The 25,873-nt window shown below is 32.3% G+C and carries 34 protein-coding genes, 1 pseudogene and 1 riboswitch; of the genes and pseudogenes, 11 read left to right on the top strand and 24 right to left on the bottom strand.

Annotated elements, in window-relative coordinates:
* Window positions 1-12: 12 nt before the first annotated feature.
* The 5 genes from cas7i to QMD61_02480 all read right to left on the bottom strand — a co-directional run bounded on the left by cas7i (window position 13) and on the right by QMD61_02480 (window position 5,011).
* On the bottom strand, window positions 13-1,287 hold the full coding sequence (cas7i, locus tag QMD61_02500) for a type I-B CRISPR-associated protein Cas7/Cst2/DevR (GenBank protein MDI6723499.1): 1,275 nt from the start codon (window positions 1,285-1,287) through the stop codon (window positions 13-15).
* Between the two features lie 12 nt (window positions 1,288-1,299).
* Window positions 1,300-1,596: a hypothetical protein gene (locus QMD61_02495; GenBank protein ID MDI6723498.1), complete on the bottom strand. Its 297-nt coding sequence runs from the start codon at window positions 1,594-1,596 to the stop codon at window positions 1,300-1,302.
* A 12-nt stretch (window positions 1,597-1,608) separates the two neighbouring features.
* Window positions 1,609-3,582, bottom strand: coding sequence for a hypothetical protein (locus tag QMD61_02490; GenBank protein ID MDI6723497.1), 1,974 nt, complete (start codon window positions 3,580-3,582; stop codon window positions 1,609-1,611).
* Window positions 3,579-4,190, bottom strand: coding sequence for a CRISPR-associated endoribonuclease Cas6 (gene cas6, locus QMD61_02485; GenBank protein MDI6723496.1), 612 nt, complete (start codon window positions 4,188-4,190; stop codon window positions 3,579-3,581). Before cas6 ends, QMD61_02490 begins: the two co-directional genes overlap by 4 nt.
* A 605-nt stretch (window positions 4,191-4,795) precedes the next feature.
* Window positions 4,796-5,011, bottom strand: coding sequence for a histone family protein (locus QMD61_02480; GenBank protein MDI6723495.1), 216 nt, complete (start codon window positions 5,009-5,011; stop codon window positions 4,796-4,798).
* Between the two features lie 455 nt (window positions 5,012-5,466).
* Here QMD61_02480 and QMD61_02475 point away from each other — a divergent pair, with 455 nt between their 5' ends.
* Together QMD61_02475 and QMD61_02470 are read left to right on the top strand one after the other, a co-directional pair.
* Window positions 5,467-5,928 carry a YbhB/YbcL family Raf kinase inhibitor-like protein gene (locus QMD61_02475; GenBank protein ID MDI6723494.1) on the top strand — a complete coding sequence of 154 codons (462 nt, stop codon included), beginning with the start codon at window positions 5,467-5,469 and terminating at the stop codon, window positions 5,926-5,928.
* 153 nt (window positions 5,929-6,081) lie between these two features.
* Window positions 6,082-7,098 (top strand): ATPase, encoded by a 1,017-nt coding sequence (locus QMD61_02470; GenBank protein ID MDI6723493.1) that lies wholly within the window; start codon window positions 6,082-6,084, stop codon window positions 7,096-7,098.
* Between the two features lie 97 nt (window positions 7,099-7,195).
* Here the strand turns inward: QMD61_02470 and QMD61_02465 are convergent, their stop codons facing one another.
* On the bottom strand, window positions 7,196-7,336 hold the full coding sequence (locus tag QMD61_02465) for a DUF3096 domain-containing protein (protein ID MDI6723492.1): 141 nt from the start codon (window positions 7,334-7,336) through the stop codon (window positions 7,196-7,198).
* A gap of 246 nt (window positions 7,337-7,582) precedes the next feature.
* On the opposite strand from QMD61_02465, the gene QMD61_02460 reads away from it, so the two are divergent.
* A complete protein-coding gene (locus tag QMD61_02460; protein ID MDI6723491.1) occupies window positions 7,583-8,038 on the top strand; it encodes an Hsp20/alpha crystallin family protein in 456 nt (151 codons plus the stop codon).
* Window positions 8,039-8,092: 54 nt separating this feature from the next.
* Here QMD61_02460 and argH read toward each other — a convergent pair whose 3' ends face one another.
* The 9 genes from argH to QMD61_02415 all read right to left on the bottom strand — a co-directional run bounded on the left by argH (window position 8,093) and on the right by QMD61_02415 (window position 13,839).
* Complete coding sequence (argH, locus tag QMD61_02455; protein MDI6723490.1) at window positions 8,093-9,499, bottom strand: argininosuccinate lyase; 1,407 nt, start codon at window positions 9,497-9,499, stop codon at window positions 8,093-8,095.
* A gap of 45 nt (window positions 9,500-9,544) precedes the next feature.
* Complete coding sequence (locus tag QMD61_02450; protein MDI6723489.1) at window positions 9,545-9,700, bottom strand: 30S ribosomal protein S27ae; 156 nt, start codon at window positions 9,698-9,700, stop codon at window positions 9,545-9,547.
* Window positions 9,700-10,011, bottom strand: coding sequence for a 30S ribosomal protein S24e (locus tag QMD61_02445; protein ID MDI6723488.1), 312 nt, complete (start codon window positions 10,009-10,011; stop codon window positions 9,700-9,702). The genes QMD61_02450 and QMD61_02445 overlap by 1 nt, the downstream gene beginning before the upstream one ends.
* Before the next feature lie 39 nt (window positions 10,012-10,050).
* Window positions 10,051-10,554 (bottom strand): GTP-dependent dephospho-CoA kinase family protein, encoded by a 504-nt coding sequence (locus QMD61_02440; protein ID MDI6723487.1) that lies wholly within the window; start codon window positions 10,552-10,554, stop codon window positions 10,051-10,053.
* Between the two features lie 23 nt (window positions 10,555-10,577).
* On the bottom strand, window positions 10,578-10,760 hold the full coding sequence (spt4, locus tag QMD61_02435; protein MDI6723486.1) for a transcription elongation factor subunit Spt4: 183 nt from the start codon (window positions 10,758-10,760) through the stop codon (window positions 10,578-10,580).
* A complete protein-coding gene (locus QMD61_02430; protein MDI6723485.1) occupies window positions 10,760-11,314 on the bottom strand; it encodes a DNA-directed RNA polymerase in 555 nt (184 codons plus the stop codon). The genes spt4 and QMD61_02430 overlap by 1 nt, the downstream gene beginning before the upstream one ends.
* Before the next feature lie 68 nt (window positions 11,315-11,382).
* The gene (locus tag QMD61_02425; GenBank protein MDI6723484.1) at window positions 11,383-11,910 is read right to left on the bottom strand and encodes an inorganic diphosphatase; all 528 of its coding nucleotides are present in this window, start codon (window positions 11,908-11,910) and stop codon (window positions 11,383-11,385) included.
* 27 nt (window positions 11,911-11,937) lie between these two features.
* Window positions 11,938-13,185: a phosphopyruvate hydratase gene (gene eno, locus QMD61_02420; GenBank protein MDI6723483.1), complete on the bottom strand. Its 1,248-nt coding sequence runs from the start codon at window positions 13,183-13,185 to the stop codon at window positions 11,938-11,940.
* Window positions 13,186-13,347: 162 nt separating this feature from the next.
* Window positions 13,348-13,412, bottom strand: a riboswitch (Fluoride riboswitch).
* Window positions 13,413-13,632: 220 nt separating this feature from the next.
* Window positions 13,633-13,839: a hypothetical protein gene (locus tag QMD61_02415; GenBank protein MDI6723482.1), complete on the bottom strand. Its 207-nt coding sequence runs from the start codon at window positions 13,837-13,839 to the stop codon at window positions 13,633-13,635.
* A gap of 207 nt (window positions 13,840-14,046) precedes the next feature.
* Here QMD61_02415 and QMD61_02410 point away from each other — a divergent pair, with 207 nt between their 5' ends.
* Window positions 14,047-14,424: a DUF5518 domain-containing protein gene (locus QMD61_02410; GenBank protein ID MDI6723481.1), complete on the top strand. Its 378-nt coding sequence runs from the start codon at window positions 14,047-14,049 to the stop codon at window positions 14,422-14,424.
* Window positions 14,425-14,645: 221 nt separating this feature from the next.
* Here QMD61_02410 and QMD61_02405 read toward each other — a convergent pair.
* The 4 genes and pseudogenes from QMD61_02405 to QMD61_02390 form a co-directional block, all read right to left on the bottom strand.
* Window positions 14,646-14,870: pseudogene (locus QMD61_02405) on the bottom strand (GNAT family N-acetyltransferase).
* A 21-nt stretch (window positions 14,871-14,891) separates the two neighbouring features.
* The gene (locus tag QMD61_02400; GenBank protein ID MDI6723480.1) at window positions 14,892-15,125 is read right to left on the bottom strand and encodes a hypothetical protein; all 234 of its coding nucleotides are present in this window, start codon (window positions 15,123-15,125) and stop codon (window positions 14,892-14,894) included.
* A gap of 291 nt (window positions 15,126-15,416) precedes the next feature.
* Window positions 15,417-15,569 (bottom strand): hypothetical protein, encoded by a 153-nt coding sequence (locus QMD61_02395; protein MDI6723479.1) that lies wholly within the window; start codon window positions 15,567-15,569, stop codon window positions 15,417-15,419.
* A gap of 90 nt (window positions 15,570-15,659) precedes the next feature.
* Entirely contained in the window at window positions 15,660-16,052 is a 393-nt protein-coding gene (locus QMD61_02390; GenBank protein ID MDI6723478.1) for a carboxymuconolactone decarboxylase family protein, read from the bottom strand.
* Between the two features lie 387 nt (window positions 16,053-16,439).
* Between QMD61_02390 and QMD61_02385 the strand changes: the two genes are divergently transcribed.
* Window positions 16,440-16,649, top strand: coding sequence for a DUF2795 domain-containing protein (locus QMD61_02385; protein ID MDI6723477.1), 210 nt, complete (start codon window positions 16,440-16,442; stop codon window positions 16,647-16,649).
* Window positions 16,650-16,973: 324 nt separating this feature from the next.
* Window positions 16,974-17,630 (top strand): DUF998 domain-containing protein, encoded by a 657-nt coding sequence (locus QMD61_02380; GenBank protein ID MDI6723476.1) that lies wholly within the window; start codon window positions 16,974-16,976, stop codon window positions 17,628-17,630.
* A 153-nt stretch (window positions 17,631-17,783) separates the two neighbouring features.
* On the opposite strand, the gene QMD61_02375 is transcribed toward QMD61_02380, so the two are convergent.
* Both QMD61_02375 and QMD61_02370 read right to left on the bottom strand, forming a co-directional pair.
* Window positions 17,784-19,373: an MFS transporter gene (locus tag QMD61_02375; GenBank protein MDI6723475.1), complete on the bottom strand. Its 1,590-nt coding sequence runs from the start codon at window positions 19,371-19,373 to the stop codon at window positions 17,784-17,786.
* Window positions 19,374-19,631: 258 nt separating this feature from the next.
* Window positions 19,632-20,276 carry an isoprenylcysteine carboxylmethyltransferase family protein gene (locus QMD61_02370; GenBank protein ID MDI6723474.1) on the bottom strand — a complete coding sequence of 215 codons (645 nt, stop codon included), beginning with the start codon at window positions 20,274-20,276 and terminating at the stop codon, window positions 19,632-19,634.
* 137 nt (window positions 20,277-20,413) lie between these two features.
* Here QMD61_02370 and QMD61_02365 point away from each other — a divergent pair, with 137 nt between their 5' ends.
* Entirely contained in the window at window positions 20,414-20,794 is a 381-nt protein-coding gene (locus QMD61_02365) for a hypothetical protein (GenBank protein MDI6723473.1), read from the top strand.
* A 100-nt stretch (window positions 20,795-20,894) separates the two neighbouring features.
* Here the strand turns inward: QMD61_02365 and QMD61_02360 are convergent, their stop codons facing one another.
* Window positions 20,895-21,713, bottom strand: coding sequence for a 4Fe-4S binding protein (locus QMD61_02360; GenBank protein MDI6723472.1), 819 nt, complete (start codon window positions 21,711-21,713; stop codon window positions 20,895-20,897).
* A 273-nt stretch (window positions 21,714-21,986) separates the two neighbouring features.
* Here QMD61_02360 and QMD61_02355 point away from each other — a divergent pair, with 273 nt between their 5' ends.
* The gene (locus tag QMD61_02355) at window positions 21,987-22,154 is read left to right on the top strand and encodes a hypothetical protein (GenBank protein ID MDI6723471.1); all 168 of its coding nucleotides are present in this window, start codon (window positions 21,987-21,989) and stop codon (window positions 22,152-22,154) included.
* Window positions 22,155-22,701: 547 nt separating this feature from the next.
* Here the strand turns inward: QMD61_02355 and QMD61_02350 are convergent.
* Together QMD61_02350 and QMD61_02345 are read right to left on the bottom strand one after the other, a co-directional pair.
* The gene (locus QMD61_02350) at window positions 22,702-23,121 is read right to left on the bottom strand and encodes a hypothetical protein (GenBank protein ID MDI6723470.1); all 420 of its coding nucleotides are present in this window, start codon (window positions 23,119-23,121) and stop codon (window positions 22,702-22,704) included.
* A gap of 40 nt (window positions 23,122-23,161) precedes the next feature.
* Window positions 23,162-23,638: a DUF308 domain-containing protein gene (locus QMD61_02345; protein MDI6723469.1), complete on the bottom strand. Its 477-nt coding sequence runs from the start codon at window positions 23,636-23,638 to the stop codon at window positions 23,162-23,164.
* A gap of 213 nt (window positions 23,639-23,851) precedes the next feature.
* Between QMD61_02345 and QMD61_02340 the strand changes: the two genes are divergently transcribed.
* From QMD61_02340 to QMD61_02330, 3 genes are all read left to right on the top strand, one after another.
* Entirely contained in the window at window positions 23,852-24,907 is a 1,056-nt protein-coding gene (locus QMD61_02340; GenBank protein MDI6723468.1) for an AI-2E family transporter, read from the top strand.
* Window positions 24,908-24,914: 7 nt separating this feature from the next.
* Entirely contained in the window at window positions 24,915-25,175 is a 261-nt protein-coding gene (locus QMD61_02335) for a hypothetical protein (protein MDI6723467.1), read from the top strand.
* Window positions 25,176-25,291: 116 nt separating this feature from the next.
* Entirely contained in the window at window positions 25,292-25,864 is a 573-nt protein-coding gene (locus QMD61_02330; GenBank protein ID MDI6723466.1) for an isoprenylcysteine carboxylmethyltransferase family protein, read from the top strand.
* Window positions 25,865-25,873: the final 9 nt, after the last annotated feature.

Genomic DNA, 25,873 nt, shown 5'->3' with positions numbered 1-25,873 from the left:
ATAGAAACCATCCTACTGTTCTTTATTGTTGTACTTTACTTTGATGCTTGTGTCTGTGAATACTTTTATTTCCTCATATTCTTCACATGCATTTTGACTATTAAACAAGGGTTCTATGAATTGTAAAATTTTGGCTTCGTCTATAGATTCCGTGTCACTTACATCCATAATCTCAAAGAGCGGCTTTCTACTTTTGGTGGTTTTATGCCTAACCTTTACCAGTCTTCCACCATTTTCCATTGGAGTTTCTTCTATTTCGTCATACTCTTCTTCAACATATTCATCAAGAAGTACAATCTTATCTTTGAATGTTTTGTAGGGTAAATTCTTGTAAACACCCATAACAATTAGCTTAGGTGTTAAATCTTCTTCTCTTCCTTTTATACTTCTTTTGAGATTTAAAATCGATTTTAAAAGATCTTCGATTCGTTTTTTCTTAGTTTCTTCATCAAGAATGTAATGAATGATCATTGCACCTAAATTTTCATTGTATTCAATGATTTCAGGATTTTGGAATCCTTCAATCTTCACTTTATCATCATCTTCTTTGAAAGGAAGTACTATCTTTGAAATAGTTGTTTTAGGTTCTTTATCATTATTATGAGTAAAATCAATGGTTTTTTTAGTGTTACCTGTTCCATAAGAAATTTCAAAATTAATTAGATTTGTTTCATTCTTTTTTAACTGAATATTACTCATAGTTTTGTCTTTACCTCCGTCTTTAATCTTCTTTGCAAGATATGACTCTATACTACCAACATTATCTACATTGATAACTGTTGTATATTGATAAAATGTTTCATGTTCTTCAGCTGTGAACGGATTGGGTTTCATATCTCCAAATTGTTTTCTCATCCTATTAGCAAGTCCAATATTTGCATTAAAGAGTGCATCATAATTAAACGGAGTCATTGAAACAGCATGATTAATTTTTACAGGGGCTGTTCTAAAGTTCTGTGGCTGAGTATCTGTTATTAAATATCCAAATAAGTCAAATTCAGGGTATCCAAGAATCTCGCCAGATAAAAGAAACTCTGTTGCAGGTTGAATAACTTTTTTATCTCCACTTCCAGCAGTTATTAAATTGTTTCCTTCAGCTAAATTCCATAATCCTGCGTTTTTAGCAGTTTCCAACAAGCTAAATCTAAGAGCATATCTACTAACTAATGAATATTGCTGTCCGTCCCATTTTGTTATTTTTTTAAGTTCCTGATAGTTTCCACTACCTTGATCGTAGTTAAGAGAGTTGCCATAAAAAACTATATCCATAACTATATATTTTCCCATTTAATCACCTCTTTATTCAGATTTTGCTGACATAATTCCCATAATAATTGAATAAGCCACATTTTCAAAGTTTCCGGGAGTTAATGGATAAATCTCCATCAATTTACTGCTTAATTTTTTAACATCTTCATTATCTTTTTGTGCATTTAAAGTTCTCAGAAGAATTGAAAAAAAATCACTTTGATTGCTTACTTTGACTGTATTTAATAAATTATAAACTATTTTTTGCCTATAATTTTCAGAACCAATATTGCTAAAGGCTTTGTTAGTAAATTTTTTTATTTCCCACATTTTTTCATTTTTTTCCAATATTATTACCCCCTATAACAAACCAACAAGTATTGCTAGAGCATAATTTTGCCAATTAGTCTCATTTTGGATTATATTATTAAAAAGATAGTTATTTAGGTATTTAACGATTTTAGGATCCGTTTTTCTTTCCTCAAGTAATGCTTTTAAAATAGTATTCATAAATGCATGTTTATTCTGCTTTTTTATTGTTGTAATAAGTCTTGGAACGAATTTATCTCTGATGTCGCTTGAAAAAACTTTAGATGCATTCTTAGATGCCAAATTCATCCATTTGTAACTCTCTTTAATTTGAAAAACTGTATCTTCAAGTTCTAAGGAAAAATATTGTTCGAAAATTCTTCCTCCCTTATCCTTACTTAAAGATTTGATCTTAGCATCCACTGAAAGACCATATAAGAGTGGTTTGACTGCTTTTTGTTTTGTCTTGTTGTTTATTCTCAAAACGGCGTGTTTGAGAATGTGTGGATATATTGGTCTATTCTTGATGAATTCTTCAAGCAACCACACCCATTCGGAATTTTTACCGCTGTTTATTTGAATATTTGAGTTTAAAGCGTCTCTTATAGCGTCTTCAATGATTATACTTGCTCCAAGCTTTGTAATGCCAAGATATCTTACATCTTTCAATTTCTGGTCTTTTCCTATTCCTTCGAACTCTATTAAATACATATTTTCCAAAGAAAACTTAGCTTTATTTTCTATAAGCTCATCAATTATCGAAGACCATGTCATTTTAAATATTGAATCTCTTTTCCCCATTCTAGAAATTTTTGTTCTAATCCCACTATTAATAGAATAAGATAGTTTAAGGTTATTTGTGTAAAAAAGAATATTCCTTCGTGCGAAACGTTGGAAAGCATTACTAAAAGAAAGCAACAATAAATAAATCGGCAATTTTACTTTCAATCCAGATTCAATTTCGTCCAATGTAAGTGGTTTAGTATATCCTATATTAGAAAACTCAGTGGGAGAGTACAAAAAGGGATTTGCTGTAAAATCTGGAGAAACTTCGTATGAAAGTGATTCTCCTATTTTCCCATATTCCTTCTGTATCTTTATGTACCATTTCTTATTTATACTCTCCATGCTTTCTTCATCCAAGCAAAATTTCTCTCCACAAAAATTAATTATCTTTGATTTTTTCTTCTTTAGATACAACATTTTTTCTATCGTATCGATTAAATCCATATAATTGACACTAATATCTTGACAAAAGTTAATGAACTCTAATAAAGATTCTTGGTTTTTTAAATATTTTATTAATTTTATTTTGGAGAAATTTTTTCTCAAAAGAGAATGTAAATATAAAAAAGATAGAAAGATGTCTTTTTTTGGATTGTATAAGAAGAAATTTCGGTACCCTTGAGGAGTTTTTAAATCAAAATCCAGAATAATCCCATCAATTTTATCCTTCACATGTGTAAACATATTTTCCGAATCAGAAAGTATTTCATCTATATTAGATTCAATTTGAGTTGAAAATATCTGCTTTTCATGGCTTAAATTACTATTTAACTCATTTATTTTGGAATCTAACTCATCTATTTCAGTTTCAAATTCCAGAATCTTCTTTTTTAAACTTTTTATTTTATTTAAGTCTTTTTTAGGTATTTTATTTGAATTAGCATTCTTCATAGATTTAATAAATGTTGATAGTTCCTTTTGTTTATCATTCCTTTTTTCTATAAAATTCTTTTTTTTATTTCTTACATCTCCCATTTCTTTGAAATTAGTGCGAATTTTTGAATGATAAAACAAATAAGCAAACGGAAAATAACCATAATAAATTAATTCAGGGTTTTCTTTTATTCTATTTTTTAGTTCCTCAAGATTCCAACCATAAACTTCTTTCATTACATTTATAAAGCCCAAAATACCTGTATCAATGAACCAATTCCCTGTAAATTGAAGTTCTGGAATATTAATATCATTTTTCCCAGTAATTTCTTCTTCTAAAATATTTTCGCGATTTTCAACCATCATAAAGTCATCACCATTCCAAAACCCATACTGTTCTTCTCACCCAATCCACAATCATAAGCAAACTCTAAAAGCCTCTGATCTGCCTCAATCTCAAAATCCATCATATAACCCCTGTGATAATTCCCTTTAACCTCAATCCTGCGTCTTTTAGCCGTCTTCATATCTGGCCTTATCTTCACCCATCTATCGCCGTCAAAATCACCATAAAATGAAACATATTTATTAATCAGATTTTTCTGAACACTTTCATAAAAACGCTCATCTCCAGGCCCTAAATCCCATATATTAAGTTTCCCGTCAACTTCTCGCTTTATCCGGGCCATTACGGGTGACATGGTTTTCATTTTCATATTCTCCTTGAACATAGGCTTTTTTAGAAGCTCGATCTGTTCCACCAGAAGTTTATCGCCTTTAAAATTAACTTCAGAATTTTCAAGGTGGCCTTCAACGAGACTTTTTATTAAATCATCATTTGGAGAACTAACATAAAATTCGAGTTTGCCATCTCTTGAAATAATACCATTTTTTGTGCGCCTCCAATCAGGAGCGTAAATCTGTGAAAAAGTAAAAAACTTGAAATCTCGTGAAAAATGAAGTTTGCTGGCCAAATCTAAGTCAGCGATCTTTCTGTAGATAATAGCAGAAAGAATGTGGTTGTAATTATAAGGAATTAAATAATTACTGCTCCTTGATGATAGACTGATTTTTAATCTCATCTCTCTTCATATTCTAATTTAATAAATCATTATATAAGCTTTGGTTTTATTTTGTTATCCAAGAAGGCGTGCATTCATATATTAATGTATTTTTATCCCCAAATGTTAATAATAACTATCATGAGGAGTTAAGTCCCCCATGTAATGCTCCGTCTCAAGTAGTTTGTACTTCAAAATGAGTATGGTAAGTACCAGTATATAAATGTATATGTTTTTCGTTAACAGCTCCATAAATTACATAAAATAAAATCATCGGTACATTATTTTAAAAATAAATTTGAAGTTGGAAAAATTAACTCAAAAGACTTAATCAATTGTTTAAACTTTTAAATTAAAAACAGATGATTTAAAGCGTTATTTTTTTTATATTTAATAAACGTTCGAAAACAAAAAACCAGTTCAGTAATACTTTTCTGGAAAACAAAAAATAATAAAAATCCTAAACACATGGTGTTTAGGTTACCAAAAATCTACAATTCTCGAGTGAAAGAAAAAACCTATGAGGTCATTTTTGACCTAACAGCCAGAGTAATGTCTGACGCTTTTACAGTTTTTCTTCCAGCGTGTCTTGCAAGTCTAACAGCTTCTGAAGCTATTTCTTCGCCCATTTCTTCTAAGACTTTGGTAAGTTCATCCCTTGCGTCGTCACTAATTCTTTGGGCACCTGCATTTTTTATTATTCTTCCAACTGGAGCAATTGGTAATTCAGTCATGTTTTCACCTCAATCTTTTATTAGTAATCCATAGTATTTAAATTTGTCGATTTTATTGGTTTTTGATAATCCTTATCAAGATTGTGACTTCAATTAAATCTATAATCAAAGATGTGTCTTGAGCCACTTTTCATTTTTGATATGAATTCTAAAAAAATAATATATTCAAATTACAAAATCATTTGCAATTTCAACCTTAAAATAAACTTCAAATTTAATCTTTTTTCTTTTAAAAGGAGACAAAATAAAGTTTTAATAATAATAATTTAAGAAAAATAAGTGTTATTAGTTTTTTCCTGCGTTCATTTAAATGTATTTCTAAAATAGAGCGAGTAATAACAAATTTAAATAATAAATTTAAGGAGTAAAATATTAAATAATATCTGGGCAATATTATAAAATTGCTTAATGAAAACTGCAGATATAAATTGCAACATCACATGGGAGGAAAAAATATGGTAATTAAACTTATGAGTGATGCATTTGATGAAAATGGTTCAATACCCCCAAGATATACCTGTGACGATGAAAATATCTCGCCCCCTCTCCACTGGGATACGTTACCAGAGCACACCATAAGCCTTGCAATAATATGTGAGGATCCGGACGCCCCTGGCGGAATATTCACGCACTGGATTATTTCCAATTTAACATCAGACATCATGAATCTGGAAGCAGGGATAAAAAAAGAAGGAATGCTTGAAAATGGGGCTGTTCAGGGGGTAAATGACTTTGGATTTCTAGGTTATGGGGGGCCATGCAATCCTGGAGGCACAGAACACAGATTTGTCTTTAAAATCTATGCCCTTGATACCACCTTAAATCTGAACCCCGGATTCAAACGAGGAGAATTTTTAAGGGCATTAAACCAGAATATCCTGGATGAAGGACAATTAATAGGGCTTTATCGAAGATAAATTATTGAATAATGTAAAAATTTCTTTAATCTGAAAAAGCAATAAATAAATAACTATTTTATTTTCATCTATTTTTTAATGGATTTACATTAGGAGTTATTTTTAATAGATGTTTGCAAAAAATAAATTTAGTTATTCCTATGGTGAACAGAATTGAAACTATCAAAAAACAGAGTAATCGATGAAATATGCCGGATACGGAAAGAAATCGGGCATGAAAATGTGAAACCCGACATCCAGGAGATAAATTTTGATGAAAAAAATAGGAAATTACTGATAATAACATCAGACAGGCCTGAAAAATCAATAGTAATTGGAAAGGGAGGATGGGTTGTAGGAAGGTTAAAAGAAGAGCTTAATTTAAACTCTGTTCATGTAGAATCCTATCCCGATATTTTACTCAAGGAATATAAAATGAAACTAACATTAGATAAATTAAAAGAAATATTGAACATCCCTGAATTTAAGGATTCTAAATCCCTCCATAATTTATGCAAACTCCTGAAGCTTAGAATTCAAAATATTCACCATTTTGACATATTTTTAAAAGAAGATCTTGAAGAGTCTGAATCCAATCAGGCAGTTGTTGCACTTTCAGGGGGTGTTGACAGCAGTTTTTCGCTGATAATTGCTAAATTTTTAGGTTTTAATCCTGTTGCAGTTACAGTAAATCCCGGCAGTATAATTCTTCCCCGATATTTTCAAAATAATGTGGAAAACCTTTCCCGGGAGCTTCATGTAAAACACGAATACATAGAAGTTGATATGGATGAAATAATTCGAGAATCACTTGAAGGCAGATATCATCCATGCGGAAGATGCTCTAAAGTAATTAAAAAAGCCGTCTTAGAGTATACAAAAGAAAATAATATTCCTTTCTTAATTTATGGTGATCTTCTATCAACAGGATCCCAATCCATTGTTATCGAAGACGATGTTTTAAAAATAAACTTGCCTGCTATGCTATCTGCTACAAAGGGAGAAATTAAAAACTTAACTTCTAAATATGGTGTTTTAAAGAAAGGAGGATACGGATGCCCCTTAATTAACGAGGTGCACAAAAAATATCCTCATATGCGTAAATATTCCATTCAAAGGGTGCTTAGAGAAACACGGGCAGGCATATTAGAGCCTGGTGAAGCTCTTGAAATGATAATGAAGTCCCTATAATCTTTAAATCATGCCATGCCTTTATCTTAAATTAAATATAAAGGACTTTAACTTATTTTAAATAGAATAAAAGATCGGTAGAAATGAAGTTATTTTGCTATTTTATGACTTCTAATATCCCATATGCTATTAGTATAATTCCTACTATATACGCTACAAGCTGCGGATATATAATAATAAGAATACCAACCAGTATTGCAATTATTCCAATTAATTGAGGTGTTGCATTGCCTTTCATGACTATATATTTGATAATATATAATATATAAATATTATCAATTTGCTTTAAATAGAAAAACAGCCTTATCTAGTTAATTTAAACTATTTTTATAAGTAATCAATCAAGAAATAAAACAATAAAATCAAAAATTGTACGGTTTTTAATAATTTAAACCTATTTTTAGTATAATCCAGGTTCTACCAGAAATTATATATATATTTTATTTGAATAATATTAGATGACTCAAAAAATGAGGCTGGAAAAATGAAACATAGAAGAAAATATAGAAAAACTATTTTAGATAGGAAAGGTTTAATTGAGAGAATGCTTGAAGACACTTCAAGAACAATTGATACAATCAGACAGGATCTGGAAAAATCAGTTGTAGATTACACCTTTGTTCCAGGAAAAGACATAATTGAAACCGACGAGGACATTATCGTCCATGTTGACTTACCTGGAATTAAAAAAGAAGATATAGACCTGAGAGTTACAGAAAACAAGTTAAAGGTCAAAGCAGACTTTGACTTTGAGATGGAAGTCCAGAAAGGAAGTTACATAACTCTCCATGACAGAAAAAAAGGTGTTTTAAGGAGAACTGTAAGGTTCCCTAAAAAAGTGATGGCTGAAGAAGCTGAAGCTACTTTTGAAAACGGTGTTTTAACCGTTGAAGTACCTAAACAGGAAAAAGAAGAAAGCTTCAGTATTAAAATCAAATAATTCTCTAAAACATCCCTAATGGGATGTACTTATTAATTTTTTTAAATTAAATTACTATTTTTTACTGGAATTAACAAACTGTCTTAATTTTAGAATAGTATCTCCAGTTGCTTCTGGAGAAGATCCTCCAATTACCGTTCTTGCCTTAATGTTTTCCATTGGATCTAATGCTTTTTTTATGATATCATCATCAAGTTCAAGGGGTTTATTGAACAGATCAATTGCAACGTTATCTAAAAACTTTGAATCAATATCATCAATAGACACGTTGTTATCTAAAGCTTCCGTAACCATCCTTCCAACTATTTGATGTGCAGTCCTGAAAGGCATGTTTTTTTCACGAACCAGTATATCTGCTAACTCAGTTACAGTGGCAAAATTGGATTTTGCAAGCTCATCTGCACGTTCCTTGTTAACTTCAATTGTTGATAACATCCCATGCATGATACTGAGCATTGATTTAGCATTATCCACAGAATTCCAAAGATGAGGGGTTATTTCCTGTAAATCTTTATTGTAACTGTAAGGTAATGCTTTTAAAATAGTTAGTATAGTCATTAATTCCCCAGTAAGAATTGCACTTTTTGCCCTTACAAGCTCTGCAATATCCGGATTCTTTTTTTGAGGCATAATCGATGAAGTTGAAGAATATTCATAAGCTATCTTAACCACTCCAAATTCAAATGTGCTCCATATTATGAGTTCTTCACAAATTTTACTCATGGTTGAAGCAAGCATAGTAAGAGAAAATACTATTTCTGCTATAAAATCTCTTGAACTTACACCATCTATAGAATTTTCCATAACTTTACTAAATCCAAGAAGTTCAGTTGTCATTTCACGGTCAATAGGGAAACTTGTAGTTGTCAAAGCTGCAGAACCAAGAGGATTCATATCCGCCCTTTTATATGCATCTATCAAACGCCCGTAGTCTCTTTTAAGAGCATTTGCATATGCAAGTAAGTGATGAGCAAATGTAGTAGGCTGAGCATGCTGAAGATGAGTATACCCCACAAAAATAGTTTCTTTATGTTCATCAGCCATGTTAATGATTTCTTCAATAAAAAGAAGTATAGAATTACATATTACTTTAATTTCTTCCTTCATAGCTAATCTAAGATCCGTTGCCACCTGATCATTCCTTGATTTTCCGGTATGCATAAACCCTGCAACTTCTCCTATTTTAGAAGTTACATAATTTTCAACAGCCATGTGAATATCTTCTACAGAAGGATCAAGGTCGAGGGCTTCAATTCCTTCTTCTCTAAGTTCACTTAATGCTTTTAATATTTCTTCAGCAATTTCGTTAGATATTATTCCCTGTTTTGCCAGCATGGTTGTATGTGCAGTATTGAGTTTAATATCTGCGTCAAAAATACGTTTATCAGATTCTAAAGAAGAATTAAAAGATGCAGCTTCTCTGCTCATCTTCCCTTTAAGCCGTCCAGATCTTAAATTCAAGGTTTTCCACCTTATTTATTTAATAAAAATTAAAAAATTAAATATTTATTCTTTAGTTTTCCATTCTGTGTATCCGCACTTTCCACATGCGTATCTGTCTCCATGGTCTGCCATGAAAACACCATGTGAACATCTAACACATTCTGGATTTTTTCTGACGAGTTTATTATCTTTAACTTCATAAAGGTCGCATTTTCTCATTATTCTTCCTCCTGAGGTTCTTCACCTTCTTGAGGCTCTTGGTTTTTAGCTAAAACATGTTTAGCTTCGATCTTGTTTAAATTTTCTTCTGAATCATATATTTTTGCATATCCATCAGCTCTACCTTCACCAAACTTAGGTAAAACTTTATCAACTACAAGAAGCTTTTTATCTGCATCGAGCAATGCAACAAGCTTATTTTTAATATCCATAATTTTAGGAGTAGCTTCTCCCTGATATATGCAGTCAAAGTGTATTTCTGTTCTGTTTAAAAGTGGATTTTCATTTTTATCTTTAATTTCTATGTCCATTATTTGACCTCCAAATATGTATTATTGGATTCAGGAAAATTATATTCCTTCAACCTTTTCAAAGTAATTCAGCATCTCTTTTGCTATTTTCTTTATTTCATCAGCATTAACAACCACTAAACCTTCTCCAGGTTGTCCATACAAAATTATAATATTTTCCTCAGACATTAATGCACTTGGGATCACTGCCAGATCCTCTTCACCATTTATGGTGATTAAAACGTTTGATTTTCTGGCAATTTTAAAGGCTTTGTTTATTGTCTCCCATAGTTCATCAGTTATTGTTCCTGGAGGATTATTAGCTGTTAGCCTGATTGCGTTATATTCAATGTGGTGTTCTGATTTTTTTCTTTCAATTTTGTTATCTATAATTCCAATTCTCGGAATTATATGGGCATCTAAAAGATTTTTAGTTGTGGCATCCCCAATGGAGATTATGAAACCATCTTCAAGTAAACTCTTATCTAAATCATTTAAAGAAGGGTAAAGAGCACCTAAAGGCTTTTTAAAATATTTTCTTCCCTTTTTTTTTAATATTAACACTTTATAACCTGATTTTTATGAATTTATCTTACTCTTAATGCGTATTCTCCAGGAAGACTTATATTAAGTTCCTTTGCAATACCTGACTTTTCCGGGTCGATTATTATTAAAAAACCGCTCCAGTTTTTTGAAGAAGGTATATCACATATTGCACATCTTTCTGATTCCATCAACCTTTTACATCTTGTACATGCTTTTGTAACCATTATTTCTTCTTCCTTTTCTCTTTTTCAATCCATTCTTCTCTTCCAAGACCTGGCTGCCTCATTGTAAGACCTATTTTAGTTTCTTTAGAGGATTTTCCTTTAAGGCTCAGGGCAACAACCCTTGCACGAACTTTGTTTCCTTCTTCAAGAGTCTTTTTTGACTCTTTACCCAGCAGCGCCCCTCTTTTTGCATCATAATTTATGTAATCGTCAGTTACCTGTGATACGTGGACAAGACCGTCCATAGGTCCAATTCGGACGAATGCACCGAATTCTGTTATTTCTATAACTTCTCCTTCTACAATTTCTTGCAATTTTGGCCTGAAAAAGAGGGCTGTAAAAGTTACATCATGATATGCTGCGCCATCGCCCATTATAACTTTACCAACACCAATTTCTTCGATTTCTTTAACTGTAATCATTAATCCGAGCTTTTTATCTATTTTTCCAACATAATTTTCATTTAAAAGTTGGAATGCAACATCTTCCAATGGTTCTTCGAACAATGTTGGCGGAACTCTTACGGTATCTTCAATTTTAGATATTAAATACATTAAACCACTTCGGTCTATCCTTTTTATTTATTGAACATAAATTTAACGTTCAGGTGCTTTAGCCCTGCTTATTTTTCATTTTTATTGTATAAGTCTATGGAATGTTCAACTGCTTCAAATGCTTTTTGTTCATTTTCCCATCCCATTACTTCTGTAACTTTTCCTTCTAGTGTTTTGTATTCTTTGAAAAAGTGTGCAATTTCATCCAGTAAATGTTTTGAAACATCATTAATATCAGTTATATCATTGCATCTTGGATCATTAATAGGTACGCTTAAAATTTTGTCGTCGCTGTCTTCACCGTCCATCATCCTCATTATTCCAATAGGACGGGCTTCAATTACACATCCAGGGAATGTGGACTGATCCATCAAAACAATAATATCCATTGGGTCTCCGTCATCCCATAATGTTTGAGGTATTATACCATATTCTGCTGGATAATGGAATGGTGAGTAAAGCACCCTGTCCAGTGCAAATGCCTCCATATCCTTATCATATTCATATTTATTTCTAGATCCCTTAGGTATCTCAATAACAGCATATACAACTTCAGGAACTGAGGGTCCAGTTTTCAAATCCTTCCAAAGATTCATCTATATCTCCTCCTTAATTTTAACTAATTATTTTTTTATTTTAGCCATTTTTGGCATTTCCATTGATTTTTCTATACGTATTAGTTCGTTGAGTTTTGCTATTCTTTCTCCACCTAACGCCCCAGTCTTAATTAATGGACATGAAAAAGCAACAGCTAAATGGGCAATTGTTTCATCAGTAGTCTCACCAGACCTATGAGAAACCACAGGCACATATCCGTTATCTTTTGCAAGAGTTACTGTTTCATAAGTGTCTGTTAATGTACCTATCTGGTTAGGTTTAATTATAATTGAGTTTGCAGCGCCAATATCAATTCCTTCCTGGAGAATCTCCGCATTTGTAACAAAAATATCATCGCCACAAATAATACACCGGTTTCCAGCTCTTTTTGTAAGTTCTGTAAAGCCCTGAAAATCAGCTTCATGTAATGGGTCTTCCATGAAAAACATTTTATAAGTATCGATGATTTCTTCTACGAAATCTATCTGTTCACCGGTGTCTCTACTCACACCTTCCCTTTCATAAATGTATTTTTCTTTTGAATCATCCCATAGACTGCTTGCAGCTATATCCATAGATGGTCTAACTTTTACGCCAGTTTCATCGCTTACTTCTTCACATGCCCTTGCCTGAATTTCAAGTGCATCCTCGTTGGTGAGATTTGGTGCCCATCCACCTTCATCTCCTTTTCCACCGGTGAATGTGCTGTCCTTGGCCTTTATAAATTCTCCAATCTTTTTGTGAACACTGGAATTTGCAAATACCGCTTCAGTGATGTTTTTAGCGCCGACTGGAACTACTAAGAATTCCTGTATGTCTGGAGCATTTTTACCAGCATGTGCTCCGCCGTTTATCATGTTTCCCAGAGGGTATGGAATCTCATTTTTCATATTTCCTCCTAAAAAGCTGTATAATGGTAGATCGTATGATGATGCAGCGGCTTTTGCAGCGGCCATTGAAACAGCGACAATTATGTTTCCTCCTAAGCATGAAAGGTTATCTGTACCATCTATTTCCTTTAATAGGCTGTCTATGGTGTTTATTTCTTCTGCATATATTCCTATAATTTCTCTTGAAATATCCAGTTCTATTTCATCTATTGCATCAATACCATTTTCAGGGAAAGATACAACTTCACGTACTCCAGTACTTGCACCACTTGGGGCTGCTGCTCTTCCAAAACCTCTTTCGGTTAAAATTTCTACTTCTACTGTTGGATTTCCTCTACTATCTAAAATCTTTTTTATATTCATGTCTTCAATAATGCTGCTCATATCGACATCTCTCCTTGTTTAAATTCATAAAAGAAGGATTTAAAATGTACAAGTATTGAATAGAGATTATAATTCCTGATCCTAAAGTAATTAGCTTTAAGATAATTATATTCATTATTACTGATTTTGATTTTAAGTACATTGCTGACCTCCTTTATAAACTATTAATTAGGAGTCATCAGCTTAAAAGAAGCAGTTAGAAGGTGAACTCCATCACCTATAATATTGTTTTTGTTTTATCCTATTATATAATTCCTTTTATAAAATACTGTAATAATGCAAAGAATTATATCCGTTAAAATATGTAGCTAAAAGCGTCAAAATTTAACTAATTGAAATTTTAAACTTTGAAATAATAGAAATTATCCAGACTTAGGCTATTAAACTAGTCAATTTTTAAAAAAGATTAAAATTTAATTTTATTTATTATATTTCCTATTTATTGCTCTATTCTATAGCGATACATTCCCATGGTTGGGCTTCCGTATCAATAGTGGCGAATAAATCTTTTTCTACATCCTGGAATAAATCCTCACAACTGAATTTTAAATCTGCAGCTTTTTTAACGGTGTATATTCTGCCTCTTGCACTTTTAACAATTATATCGCCCTCTCGACTTATGCCCAATACTATTTGTTTTATTTCCTTTGCCATATTGCTCAACTCCATTAATTTAATTTTTTATTCATTAATTGCTAAAATTATCTAAAACTAAAATATCTTCAATCTATATTTATATACATCACATAATAAGTGTACTATTATTTTTCAATTATAATACAGTGAATGTGCACCCTAAAAAATATTATATAACTTAAAAACAATTTCAAGATACTTATAAACTTATGAGTTGATAAAAAAATGGATTTAAAAATTATAGGGCTAAGCGCTCTCGTAAATGCTGCTTTAACTATTGTCTTATCAATGATCTTCTTCCCTCTTTTAGTTTTAGGCCCGATTATTGGAGGATTCTTAGCATCCTATCCCAGCAAAAGGTTTGAAGATTATGATAAAATGGATGAAAAAGATGGAATGGTTGTTGGGGCAATTTCAGGATTAATTGGTGGTTTCCTGATAGGTTTATTATCTGTTCTGGGTATTGGAGATATAGGCACCACCATAGGAGTAATTACCAGCAGCAGGTTAATCAACGGATATATAATCCTTCAATTGTCATTAATCATGAGCTTAATTTTAGGTTTGGTGGGAGGAGTAATAGGAGTCCTTGTCAAAAAGTAAAATTCCAAAGAAATATCGTGTTTGAGTTAATTTATTATAACTATGGCGACATGTGGCTTAAAATAGTTGATTAAATGAACTAAATAACCATGTAATATAAAATAAACATTTGAAATGATATTGCTGAAGGTTTATTCTGGATATTTATTAAAGCATTTAATAGAAATTATCTTGATCCTCTCTTGTAATACAGTTTTTTAAAGTGTAGACACAAAAGGTTATTATTCTTTCTTACTTTTCTTATTCTCTTTACATGCAAATGAAAAATGAATAACATCCTCTGGAACCCCACCAATTTTCTTGTAAAAATCTATAGCATAATCATCTCCAACATCGGCTTGCAAGAATATTTCTTTATTCCCATTACCACAGGAAATCTTTTTTAATTCTTCAATTAATCTGGTTCCTACCCCCTTTCTCTGGAAATCCTGATGAACTGCAAGGTCATATACATATACTTCACTGGCTTAAAAATATGTCGATGCTAATTCATGGGCAGTTAATCCCCCTATGATCTCTTCTTTATACTTAGCAACCACAAAAAGGCCGTTCTCGTTTTTCAATATCTTCTCCATGTAATCATGAGATGGATACTGGAACGGTTCCATTTCAAAGACATTTTCATAGAGTTTTATTAATTTAATTAATTCTTCCAGATTATTTGCACTTAACTGTAAATATTCAATTTTGTTATCATCCACAAAACTACTCTTTTTTAATACAATCTCTTGTCTGCTTCGTACTATTTAATCTGATTTTCATATTATTTTAAAATAGAGCATTATGGCTAAAAATAATCTGGCTTTAAGAATTTCACCTTTCAAATATTGCAAAATCGTAGTTTAGCCTCTTTTATAGCTTAAAGAAGTTCTTTTTCTTAAATAATCCTTTTTACAAATATACACAAAAATTTAATTATATATTATACAATATTAATCCATGTTTTTATATTATCCAGAAGTATGAAAATGGAAATGGACAAAAAACTTTACTCAGTTCAAGAATCTTACTGGATATTTTATAATGGAATAAGAACGATGCAACATATGTTCTGCGCAGTCGCAAGCCCAATTCATTAACTGACAGTGCTTTTCCTTCCTTATATGTTCCCCAAGATGCTCTGCTATAAATCGTATGTCCCGCATTTTTTTCTCTAGATCGTGTTTTTAAAATAAAAAAATAAAAAGTCCATAAAATCGGGACATTCTGCATTTGAGTCAATTTAAAAATCTCTTTTATTTCTTAGCTGTTTTTTCCAAATGTTTTTTTATCTTTTTTGATTCTTTTATAAAAATTTCCATATCATAGTTTTGTGCATGTAGTAGGGCACTCCATCTGGAAGTGAAACTAGCCATATAATATAATTCAGCCAGTTCTTCCTCCGTTGTCCCGGCTAGTTTGGCTGCATCAAGATGATCATACTGACAATACGGACATTTTATATTAGCTGCCACAGCCAATCCAATCATTTCCTTATATTTAGAGGGAATTTTGGTTTCTTCAAAACTATATTTCTTATATAGAGCCCAATCATGTATAAGGACATCTTCTGGCAAGACCTTCATGTAGCCAGGGATTATACCTAAAGTTTCTTCAATGTCTTTTAAAACATCTTCATATTTACTCATCATATCCACCTGTAAATAATATTAAATATATTTTATTTATTATTAACTATTAATTTTCAAATACCATAATAAACTCCCATTATATTAAACTTAAAATACAGTTAAATAGCCAAAAATAGTCCAATTTAGAAATAATATGGCCAAAAAACAATTAGTTAAAGCGTAAATTATGATATAATTTAACTTTTAATATTAAAAAACACCTAAAACGCATAAGTATCCGTATATCAAAAATAGAAACAAATAGACTTTTCTTTAAATATATTATTAATATTATTAGTAATTATAATAATTTTTATATTGGTTAATGAACTTAATTAAAACTGTAAGAAAATGTGAAGAAATACGTAGTATTTCTAAGCCCAGAAATATAGTTGAGGTGATAAAATGGTTCATGGAGGTTTACCACCAGCACAAATTGGACCTTTTATAAATGATATCAACTTTCCAGCAGATAAAAAAGATGTTATTAAACATGTAAAAAATAGTAATGCTGATCCTGAAGTGATAGATACATTAGAGACCTTACCAAATCAGAAATTTAATTCATCTAAGGAATTAAAAAGAATTTTAGGTGACATTCAAAGAGAATTTTAGATAAAAAATATTTTTTAATAAATATGTAATTTCAAAATTTACCTGTTCAAATTCTTATAGATTTTTAGAAATATCTGGAAAAGAATAAATTAGGAAGATCTTACCTAATTTCTACTTTAATTTTGCAATACATAATGCATATGCTGAAAATCCTGAAACTATGGTTCAAAGCTGGGAAAAATTACTTAAAACGAATTTTAAGCTATTTATACCAGAACACGGCAGAGAAATTAGCAGAGAATTACTTGATAGGCTAATATCTAAAACATAAAATGTAATAATACAAAAACCCATAAATATATTCAATATCCCAAGGGTGGATCTATGAAAATTCAAAGAGGAAGCATATTCAGACCTGAAAAGGATTATTATACAATTGCAGGAATTATACTGTTAATAGGCTGCGTGCAGTTTCTTCTGGCAATTAACCTGGCTGAAATACTATTTCCAGGTTACAGCATTGCAGAAGATACCTTAAGCCATCTTGGAGGTTCAATACCTGTTGTAGAGCCCTCTGCTACTATTTTTAACTTCAGCATTATCCTCCTGGGTATTTTAAGCCTTGCAGCCGTATATTTAATTCTTAAAAGTGGCGGATGTCGTCTTTTCTCATCCTGTCTTGCTATTTCTTCCATAGGCGCTGTGGGAGTCGGAATATTCCCTGCATTCACTGGAAACATCCACATATTCTTCTCTTTGATAACATTCCTCTTTGGAAGTTTAGCGGTCATATTCAGTTATCGGCTTGGTCTGAACATCCCCATGGTCATTGTATCCATGATATTGGGTTTAATATCTCTTTTATCTTTAATTATCTTAGGTTTTGAAACTTCTAATCCCTTAATAACATATTTAGGCATTGGAGGCGCTGAAAGGTTCATTGCATATCCATCTCTCTTCTATATCACTGCCCTTGGAGGTTACCTTACAAGCCGGGGAAAGGACTGGGTCAGGATCAGATTTACTGATGGATACTGGTAACAAGCTTTTTAATTTGATATAGTATACTGTCGGCTATTTTGCGTTAAATGTCTTCTTTGAAGTCTTGATGGAATCAAATATCCCTATAGTCTTTAAAAATTTATTTTATCCCATATACTCTCGAATTTAATTATTTAAACATTTATTTTCAATTTATTCCTCAGATAAATGCTCAGTATCGGCTTCATGGTATTGGGAAAGCAATTTTTTCTCTTCTTCATTATTTGGGAATTTGAATATTATGGCAGCTCCAATGAGGATCGCGAAAATTCCAGCAAGATAAGCCCAATGATCTCCTGCTAAAAATGAGGATTTCGCTGCTGCTATTATCTGATTAGAATATTGCGGATACTGCTGTGCAAGGGCAGTAGCACTACCAAATGATTTCTGAAGTGTTGCCTCTATGTTGCCAGAAATTTGCTGCTGGAGTGAAGCGGGTAATCCACTAATTTGAGCGGCGATTGACCTCGAATAACCGGCTGCAAGTAATGCCCCAAATATTGAGGTCATTATTGCACCTCCAAAGTCACGCTGCAAGTCTGCTGTACCTGAGGCCATTCCCACACGTTTAACTGGAACTGAACCAGTAAGAGAATGAGATGCTGGAGTTCCAGCTAATCCAACCCCAATTCCAACAAGTGCATAAGCAAGTCCAACCTTCCAGTAAGGAATATTTTCTTGCCATAAAATCAACATAGTCAGGAAACCTAGCAGACAGAATACGTAACCAGCAAGGAGTGTAAATCTTGATCCAAGGGATTCAACCAGCTTGGCGGATTGTGGTGCAACAATAATCATGAGGACAGATGACGGTAAAATAGCCATCCCTGCCTCAAAGGTTGTGTAGCTAAGAACGTTTTGTAAAAACTGCTGACCAATGTACATGGCACCCATAAGAGCTCCAAAAACAATTGTTCCTGCAGTTGCTGCTATCCAGAATATACTGCGACTGGCAATTTTAAGATCATACAGTGGATTTTGAACTTTGCGCTGACGACTTATAAATAAGTATCCAGCAGCGGCTGCAATGCTTAATAAAGTAATTATTAGAATTCCAGAGTCAGGTACTGGAGCAAAGTTTATGGCCAGAATTAATGTTCCCAGCAGAATAAGGGACATAAAGCCCCCCATGTTATCAACTGATTCCTCTGTCTCATTTACATGGGAGGGAATAAATTTGATTGCCATAAATAGAGATATAACTGCTAATGGTAATGTAATTAGGAATACTGAACCCCAATGGTTAGACATGAGAAGGTATCCCGAGAGTAGAGGCCCAAGAGATGCAATAGCAGCACCTATAGCCGACCATAGTGCAATAGACCTTGTTCTTGCTGGACCTGACCATAAAGCAGCTATGAGTGCCAGGGTTGTTGGAAATGCCATTCCCGCTGCTAAACCGCCCAGGATACGGGCCCCAATTAAGATTTCAACAGTTGGTGCAAAACCAGCGATGACTGATGCAGGTATAGCAATTAGCGTTCCTAAAATAAGCAGCATCTTTCGGCCGTGATGGTCACCTAAAGCACCAAACCATAGTACTGAAGATGCCAGGCCCAGGGAGAAGCCTACCGCCACTAGATTAATCTGAACCTGTGAAGCATTAAAAGCTAAACCTATGGAAGGAAGAGCTACATTAGCAACTGATAAATTCAAATTGGCAACCGCAGCCACCAGAATGAGAGTGGCAAGAACTATCATTCCAGGTTCAGAATTCTTTTTTGTTGATTGTTTGACATTCATTTTATTACTCCTTAAATTCAGTTATGGATCCCAAACTACTCAAATATTGTGGTATATTTTTTTAACTCTCCTAAAACATAAATAACTAAGCTAATTCTATAGATTTCTGTACCAATTAAAAAGAGTAGATTTACATTATCTTTTAAATTATTATATCTTTATCAAATAGAAGGTTTTTTATAATTAATATCATCCTTAGGCACTTCTAAGTCCCATTAAATAATTATTAATTAATTTTTTAGGTAAATCCAATTTACATTACCAGGCCCCAGGCAAAAGTCTGTATTTTGTTTTCTCTGTATATTCTGTGTAACCTTCCAGTTCTTTTTGAAGAGTTTCATCCTCCAGATAGGTGCGGACTATCAGAATAATGATTATTATAACGGTGTAAATTAGAGTTAAACCAGATTCCAGTATCATAGGAACAGCAATGGGCCATAAAATCCCTGATAGATAACCTGGATGGCGAACTATCCTGTAAGGTCCTGAATTTACTACTTTCTGGTTTCTTTCTTTTTGTATTCTTACCGTTGGTTCGAAGAATGGATTTTGAACCATAGCCCAGACAATCAGGACTATGGAAATAATGAATAAACCAAGGCCTAACCCAAAATATTCCAGGCCTAACGGCCAGAAGTTTATATGGCCCAGATCCCATCCGGCTACAAAAAACTGGGCATAAATACCCAGAAATGTGTAAACTATGAGTATATATTTATCCCACGTCTTACTGCTCTCCTGAAAGGCAGAACCTCCCCTCTGATTAATTAATTCAGGGGTTAATCTGTACAAGATAATGAAACTTGTAAGATAATAAATAAAAGTTAGAATAAAGAATATCCATGCCCTTGGTATTTCAAACTGGCCTGCAGCAGCAAAAAAGATTATTGCCTGAGCTATCAAACTTAAAAAGAGTCTTAGAATATATCGGAAGGTATTTTTTCTTTCAAAATTTTCTTCCCAAATTATATTCTGGTTACAATTATAAATAAATTTGAGAATGCACAATATTATTCTAAACATTCAAATAAGGTAATAAAATGTCTTTCAACCATTTCCATTCCTTTTTAAACACTATTAATCTCCTTTTAAGACATAGAATTCATTTCAATAAAGAGAAAATAGGTAAAGTTCTAATCACGGAAGATAAACATGAATTCATTATTTTCAGGGAGGTTAAGGTAGATTCAAAAATAGATAAACCTGCAATATTCTGCGTCAAATTCCTTCTTTCAGAGATGAAACCCAAAAGCAACATACGCTTTTCATGGTTACCAGTGCCATTTTTTATAGGGCTACCCGGTTTTCAAGCTAAATTATGGACTCTCAACTATAAAAATAATTATTTTCAGGGAATTTACCAGTGGAAAAACCAGAAATACGCCCAAAAATATTCTAAATCATTGCTTATCGGTTTATGAGTCACAGATCAAAACCAGGGACCGTATATTTAAAATAGTCCTCAATACCAATTTAGAAGAATATTAAAAGTCTTTAAAATGAAAATTCATTATAATTTAGTTATATTATCTCCCCATTTATAGAAATGGTGTAATCCTTGATGATTATATTCTTTTGAGCTTTTTCTAAGGCTCTTTTAACTATAATCTCTATGCCGCCGCAGCATGGGACTTCCATGTGCACAATGGAAATTGAGTTAATATCCTGCTTTTCAAATATCTGGGCTAATTTATCCACGTATTGATCTATGGTCTGATCAAGCTTCGGACAGAGTATTATCAGAACTTTATCTTTTAAAAACCTCTGATGGAAATTTGCATAAGCAAAAGGCGCGCAGTCCGCCGAAATCAAAAGGTCTGCATTTTTCAAGTAAGGTGCGTTTGGATTTAGAAGTTGTAACTGCACAGGCCAGTTTCTAAGTTCTGCAGTCAATATCTTAGGTTTTTCTTTAGATTCAAACTTATTCTGGCTTAATTCCTGGGCCATTGAACCTGGACAAACACATGGAATTGAACTTTCTTCCTTATAATCTGGAATTTCGATATCTTTTTCATTTAAAAAGCTGATTGCCTGATTGAGTAAATCCTCCTGCCCATGATCATATAGATGCTTCAAATGGGCCTTTATTACATTAGGTCCTGCTTTTACAATATTTTCCATGACTTTATACTCATCATAAGGTCCTGCTTCTCTTGTTTCTACTTCTATTGCACCTTCCGGACAATCTCCAATGCATGCTCCCAGGCCATCACAGAATAAATCACTTACAAGTCTTGCTTTTCCGTCAATTACCTGTAAGGCACCTTCAGGACATCCAGTAACGCAACTACCACAACCAGTACATTTTTCTTCATTAATTTTTATAATATCCCTTTTCATAACAATCCCCCATTTTTTTTTCGCAGCTGACTAAATCCTATTATTTAAAGGCCTGATAAAGCATATAATTTGATATATATTAGTTTAATCCTTTAAAATGATGAGATTAGTTAAATCAGCAGAATTATTTTAGTTATAATATATGGAAAAGAATTAATAAAAATTGCGGAGTTTAAAAAATTCTCTACTAAATATTTAAGTAGAAATTTGACAGATGAATTAAATGAGATTAAATTGTTAGTCATTGGTAGTTAAATAGTTTGAGGATAATGTATGATTGAGAAAACCGTTGATTTAGGGGCAAATTTGATGAGAATCAGCTCAATAATAACTTTTAAAACCAATGTTTTTTCACTTCCATGGAGGAGAAATATATTAACAATTTTATGGCTCTTAGGTTTTTCCCTGTTCTGGATCGGTATGAAAATGCAGTTTGAATAAAAAAAAATAAATTTTGAAAGATTCTAATTTTTTGATATAACCATCTTTTTCAAGAAAAAATTCACAAAAATTATTAATATTATCTTCTATGAATAGATTTTATATCAGAAGGTATTTTATGGTTGGAGAACTTCCTGCAGACGGAGTATGCTCAGTTTGTGGTGGAACCCTCAAACACGAAACATGCAAAAACTATCAAAAACGTAGTTTTTGATGCACAGAAAATGCGAAGCATTTTCTTTAGCTTTGTTTTTGCTGCCTGCAAATCTACGATTTGCGGTTCAGGAAATAAATTTCCTTCAACGTCAAAATTTAGAGAATTTTGACAGTGTTTTGGGCCTGCAAAATCAAGATTTTCGAGTGAACTGGGAATTATTGAAGAAGAAACAGAAAGAGATCGAAGAACACCAAATAATCCTAGATGCATCGTGAAAAATGGAAAATTACAAAATGTCTGGAATGTGGACATATAGAAGCAAAAGAACTTTTAAACAGAGAAAAATTTAATTAAATCTCTTTTATTTTAGAATATCAATTAAATTCAAATTTATAATGCCTTAACCCTATTTGGAGGAATTATTTTCCCAACAATGATTGGGGCTAATAAATAACTTAAAAGGACATATGGCCACATATATCCGGCAAAAATGTTCCAGCCAATTAATATTTCCTCCACCGGTCGACCTAATACAAAACTTCCTCCCCATTCAAATATCAAAGTTAAAACCAGCCACAGGACACCGACTGATATCAAATCTTCAGTATTATACTCATCAGCATGCATTAAAAGCAGATATGCAAAGACAAAGTTAATAATTATCCGTGTGACCATTCCAATTTGATGAGCAATGAGTTCACCCCAGAATGGCTGGTAAATAAGGTTCATCAGAATGAAAAAATTGAATCCCGCAACTAATATCTGCATCAACCATGCTCTGATACTTAATATTAAAAATTCCCGGTTCAATATAATCACTTAAAAAAGAGGGAGTTGTTGGGAAAAATTTTTAATCCTGGAATAATGTCAGTATTCCCGTAATTAAAAGCCATAAACCAATTAATATCCCTAAATAAAGTGGATCTTTTATATAAACTGCTACAATAATGTAGATTATACCTAAAATTAAACTAATTAGACCCCCATAAAGTCCACCTTCAATTCTTGAAGCTATAGCTGCTATTCCTGCTATTATCAGCAATATACCTGCTATGAACACAAATATAGCAGCTGCAAAACTGAACCAGCCTGGAATAAAAATGAATCCTAAACCAAGTATTATAGCTAAAATTCCTAAAACTAATGCTGCAATTCCCCATCCTTTGTTTTCTCCCATTGAAGTTATACCTACTGCTAAAAGACCTACACCTAAAAATAGTATTGCAAGGCCCGTTAGTATGGCGAAAGGGACAACTCCTAAAAGCGGGAAAGCTATAATTATTAAACCAAGAACTATAAGAACTAATGCGCTCCCAATTTTCTTCATATAATGCACCTCTCCTTTTTTTTATCCAACAACTCTTTTAAATTTGAATCTATGTTTAATAATATAACTTTCTTAATTATTATAATTTATTATAACTGGATAGTTCCAATTATAGAATTATAATACAAAATGCAAAAAATATTATTAAATAACATTTAAAATAAATATCGAGGTTAATGCTAATGAATATCTAAAAAAAGTTTAGGTGAAAAAATGTTTTCAAATCTTAAAATATCCTCAATTTCTCCTTTAATCATTCTACTGATTATCTTCACGCTTTTATCATTGGGAATTTTATTCCCTATTTTAAGCTTGATTTTACTTGGGGCCATGATTGCCTACATAGTAAGGCCTCTAGCCCAAAAAATCAAACCTTTTGTTAGATATGAAACATTAGCAATACTACTCTCAATGGTAATCTTGGCCACACCCATAGTAATCATAATCTATTTCACTGTGGATCAAATTTCATTAATTGCTGCAGATATTCTTGGTTCAATTCCTGTTCCAACAAATGGTACTTCTACAGCTGTAAATAACACATTAATCAAGGCAAATGTCCAAAATTTAGGCCCATTAAATAATATAGCTAATGAATTAATAAATAAAATCGGCCAAATGATTGCACAATTCATTAAGTGGCTTGCAGGACAAATAATTGCTACTATTGCTTATATTCCTGCTCTATTTACAGATATGATTATATTATTGTTTTCAATATTCTATTTTGCTAAAGATGGGGATAAATTTGCTGCTTTCTTAAGAAGTATTCTCCCAAAAAATGAAACTTTTAATAAATTATATGGGCAAGTTGATGACATTTTAAAGTCTATAATGATAGTAAATGTTGTAACTGCCGTTATTCTTGGTTTATTATCAGTAGTACTCTATTATATCTTGGGTTATCCTTATGTTCTTCTTTTAGGGATTATCACAGCCATTTCAGAGTTTATCCCTGTTGTAGGTCCGTGGCTTGTGTATGGAACTCTTGGAGTATTCGATATTTTAACTGGAAACTATATCAGAGGAATTATTGTTATAATAGCTGGCTGGCTAATCGATACTTTAGTTGATATGTATATCAGGCCCCGTCTTGCTGGAAAACTAGCGGAAGTTCATCCTTTAGCTTTTCTAGTTGGTTTTATTTTTGGAGCAATCACACTAGGGGTCCCAGGACTTTTTGTAGGGCCTCTGATAGTTGGAATTACCTATGTCTTGTATCTGGCTTACAGGGACGAAAAAGTAAACCAAGAAATGCAAAATGTATGAGGTTTTTATGGCCGATAAAAAAGTTGAAGAACTGAAAAATGGACTAAAGGATAGAAACTGCGTATTAAAAACACACTCCGATGTTATAGAAATCACCTTTGAAAGAGAAAAAGATGCAGACTGGTTTGAAGATATTTTCAAATATCTACAAAAAAAATCCGCCGTGTGTTGTTTAATGCCAATCCGGCCAAAGAATGCCTCGCCTAAGTTCATATTCAATGTCAAGGACATGGATAAGCTCATAAAACTTATAAAAGATAATAAATAATATATATCTACTATTTCCTTTTGTGCCTCAAAGATTTTTAAGGTCTTCTTGGTTCAGCTTAAAAAATGTGATGAATGTACGAAATTTATAAAAATAAAAAAATTAATAGTATTTTAATGATACAAAACTACATACTGGCATATTCTTTTTTAGCACTTTTTTTAGGATATAGTTACATTGCGTTGTATGTTTCAAGCAGATATGGTGCTAAAATCGTTGGGTGGCCAACCGCAATAAAAAACAGAGACTATACTCTGTTTATTCTTACGATTCCCGAGGTAGGTCTTACCTTTAATACAGTAATTATATTCAATAATGGAATTTATGATATTCTTCCAGTGATAGTTGGTTTTATCATTATGTTTCTGGGCATGGGCTTTAATTTAATTGTAAGAATGAATTTAGGGAAAAACTGGGTTCCTCTTTCCAAAACAACAGAAGGCCAGGAACTTGTAACTGAAGGTATTTACTCCAGAGTCAGGCATCCTTTCTATTTATCGATATTAATTTTATTTTCGGGTGTTGCAGTGATTTCATGGAATTTATATGGCCTGTTATTTTTGATATTAACATTTTTGGCATTAATAATTAGGATAAAGAAAGAAGAGAATGAATTAATTGCGAAATTTGGCGATGAGTACAAAAATTACAAAAAAGAAACTCCAATGATTATACCTCGACTAAAATAATAAATTTCC

It is taken from the genome of Methanobacterium sp., assembly GCA_030017655.1.
GTDB lineage: Archaea > Methanobacteriota > Methanobacteria > Methanobacteriales > Methanobacteriaceae > Methanobacterium_D.
The sequence above is the reverse complement of the archived record's forward strand: the minus strand, read 5'-3'. Positions and strand labels throughout refer to the sequence as shown.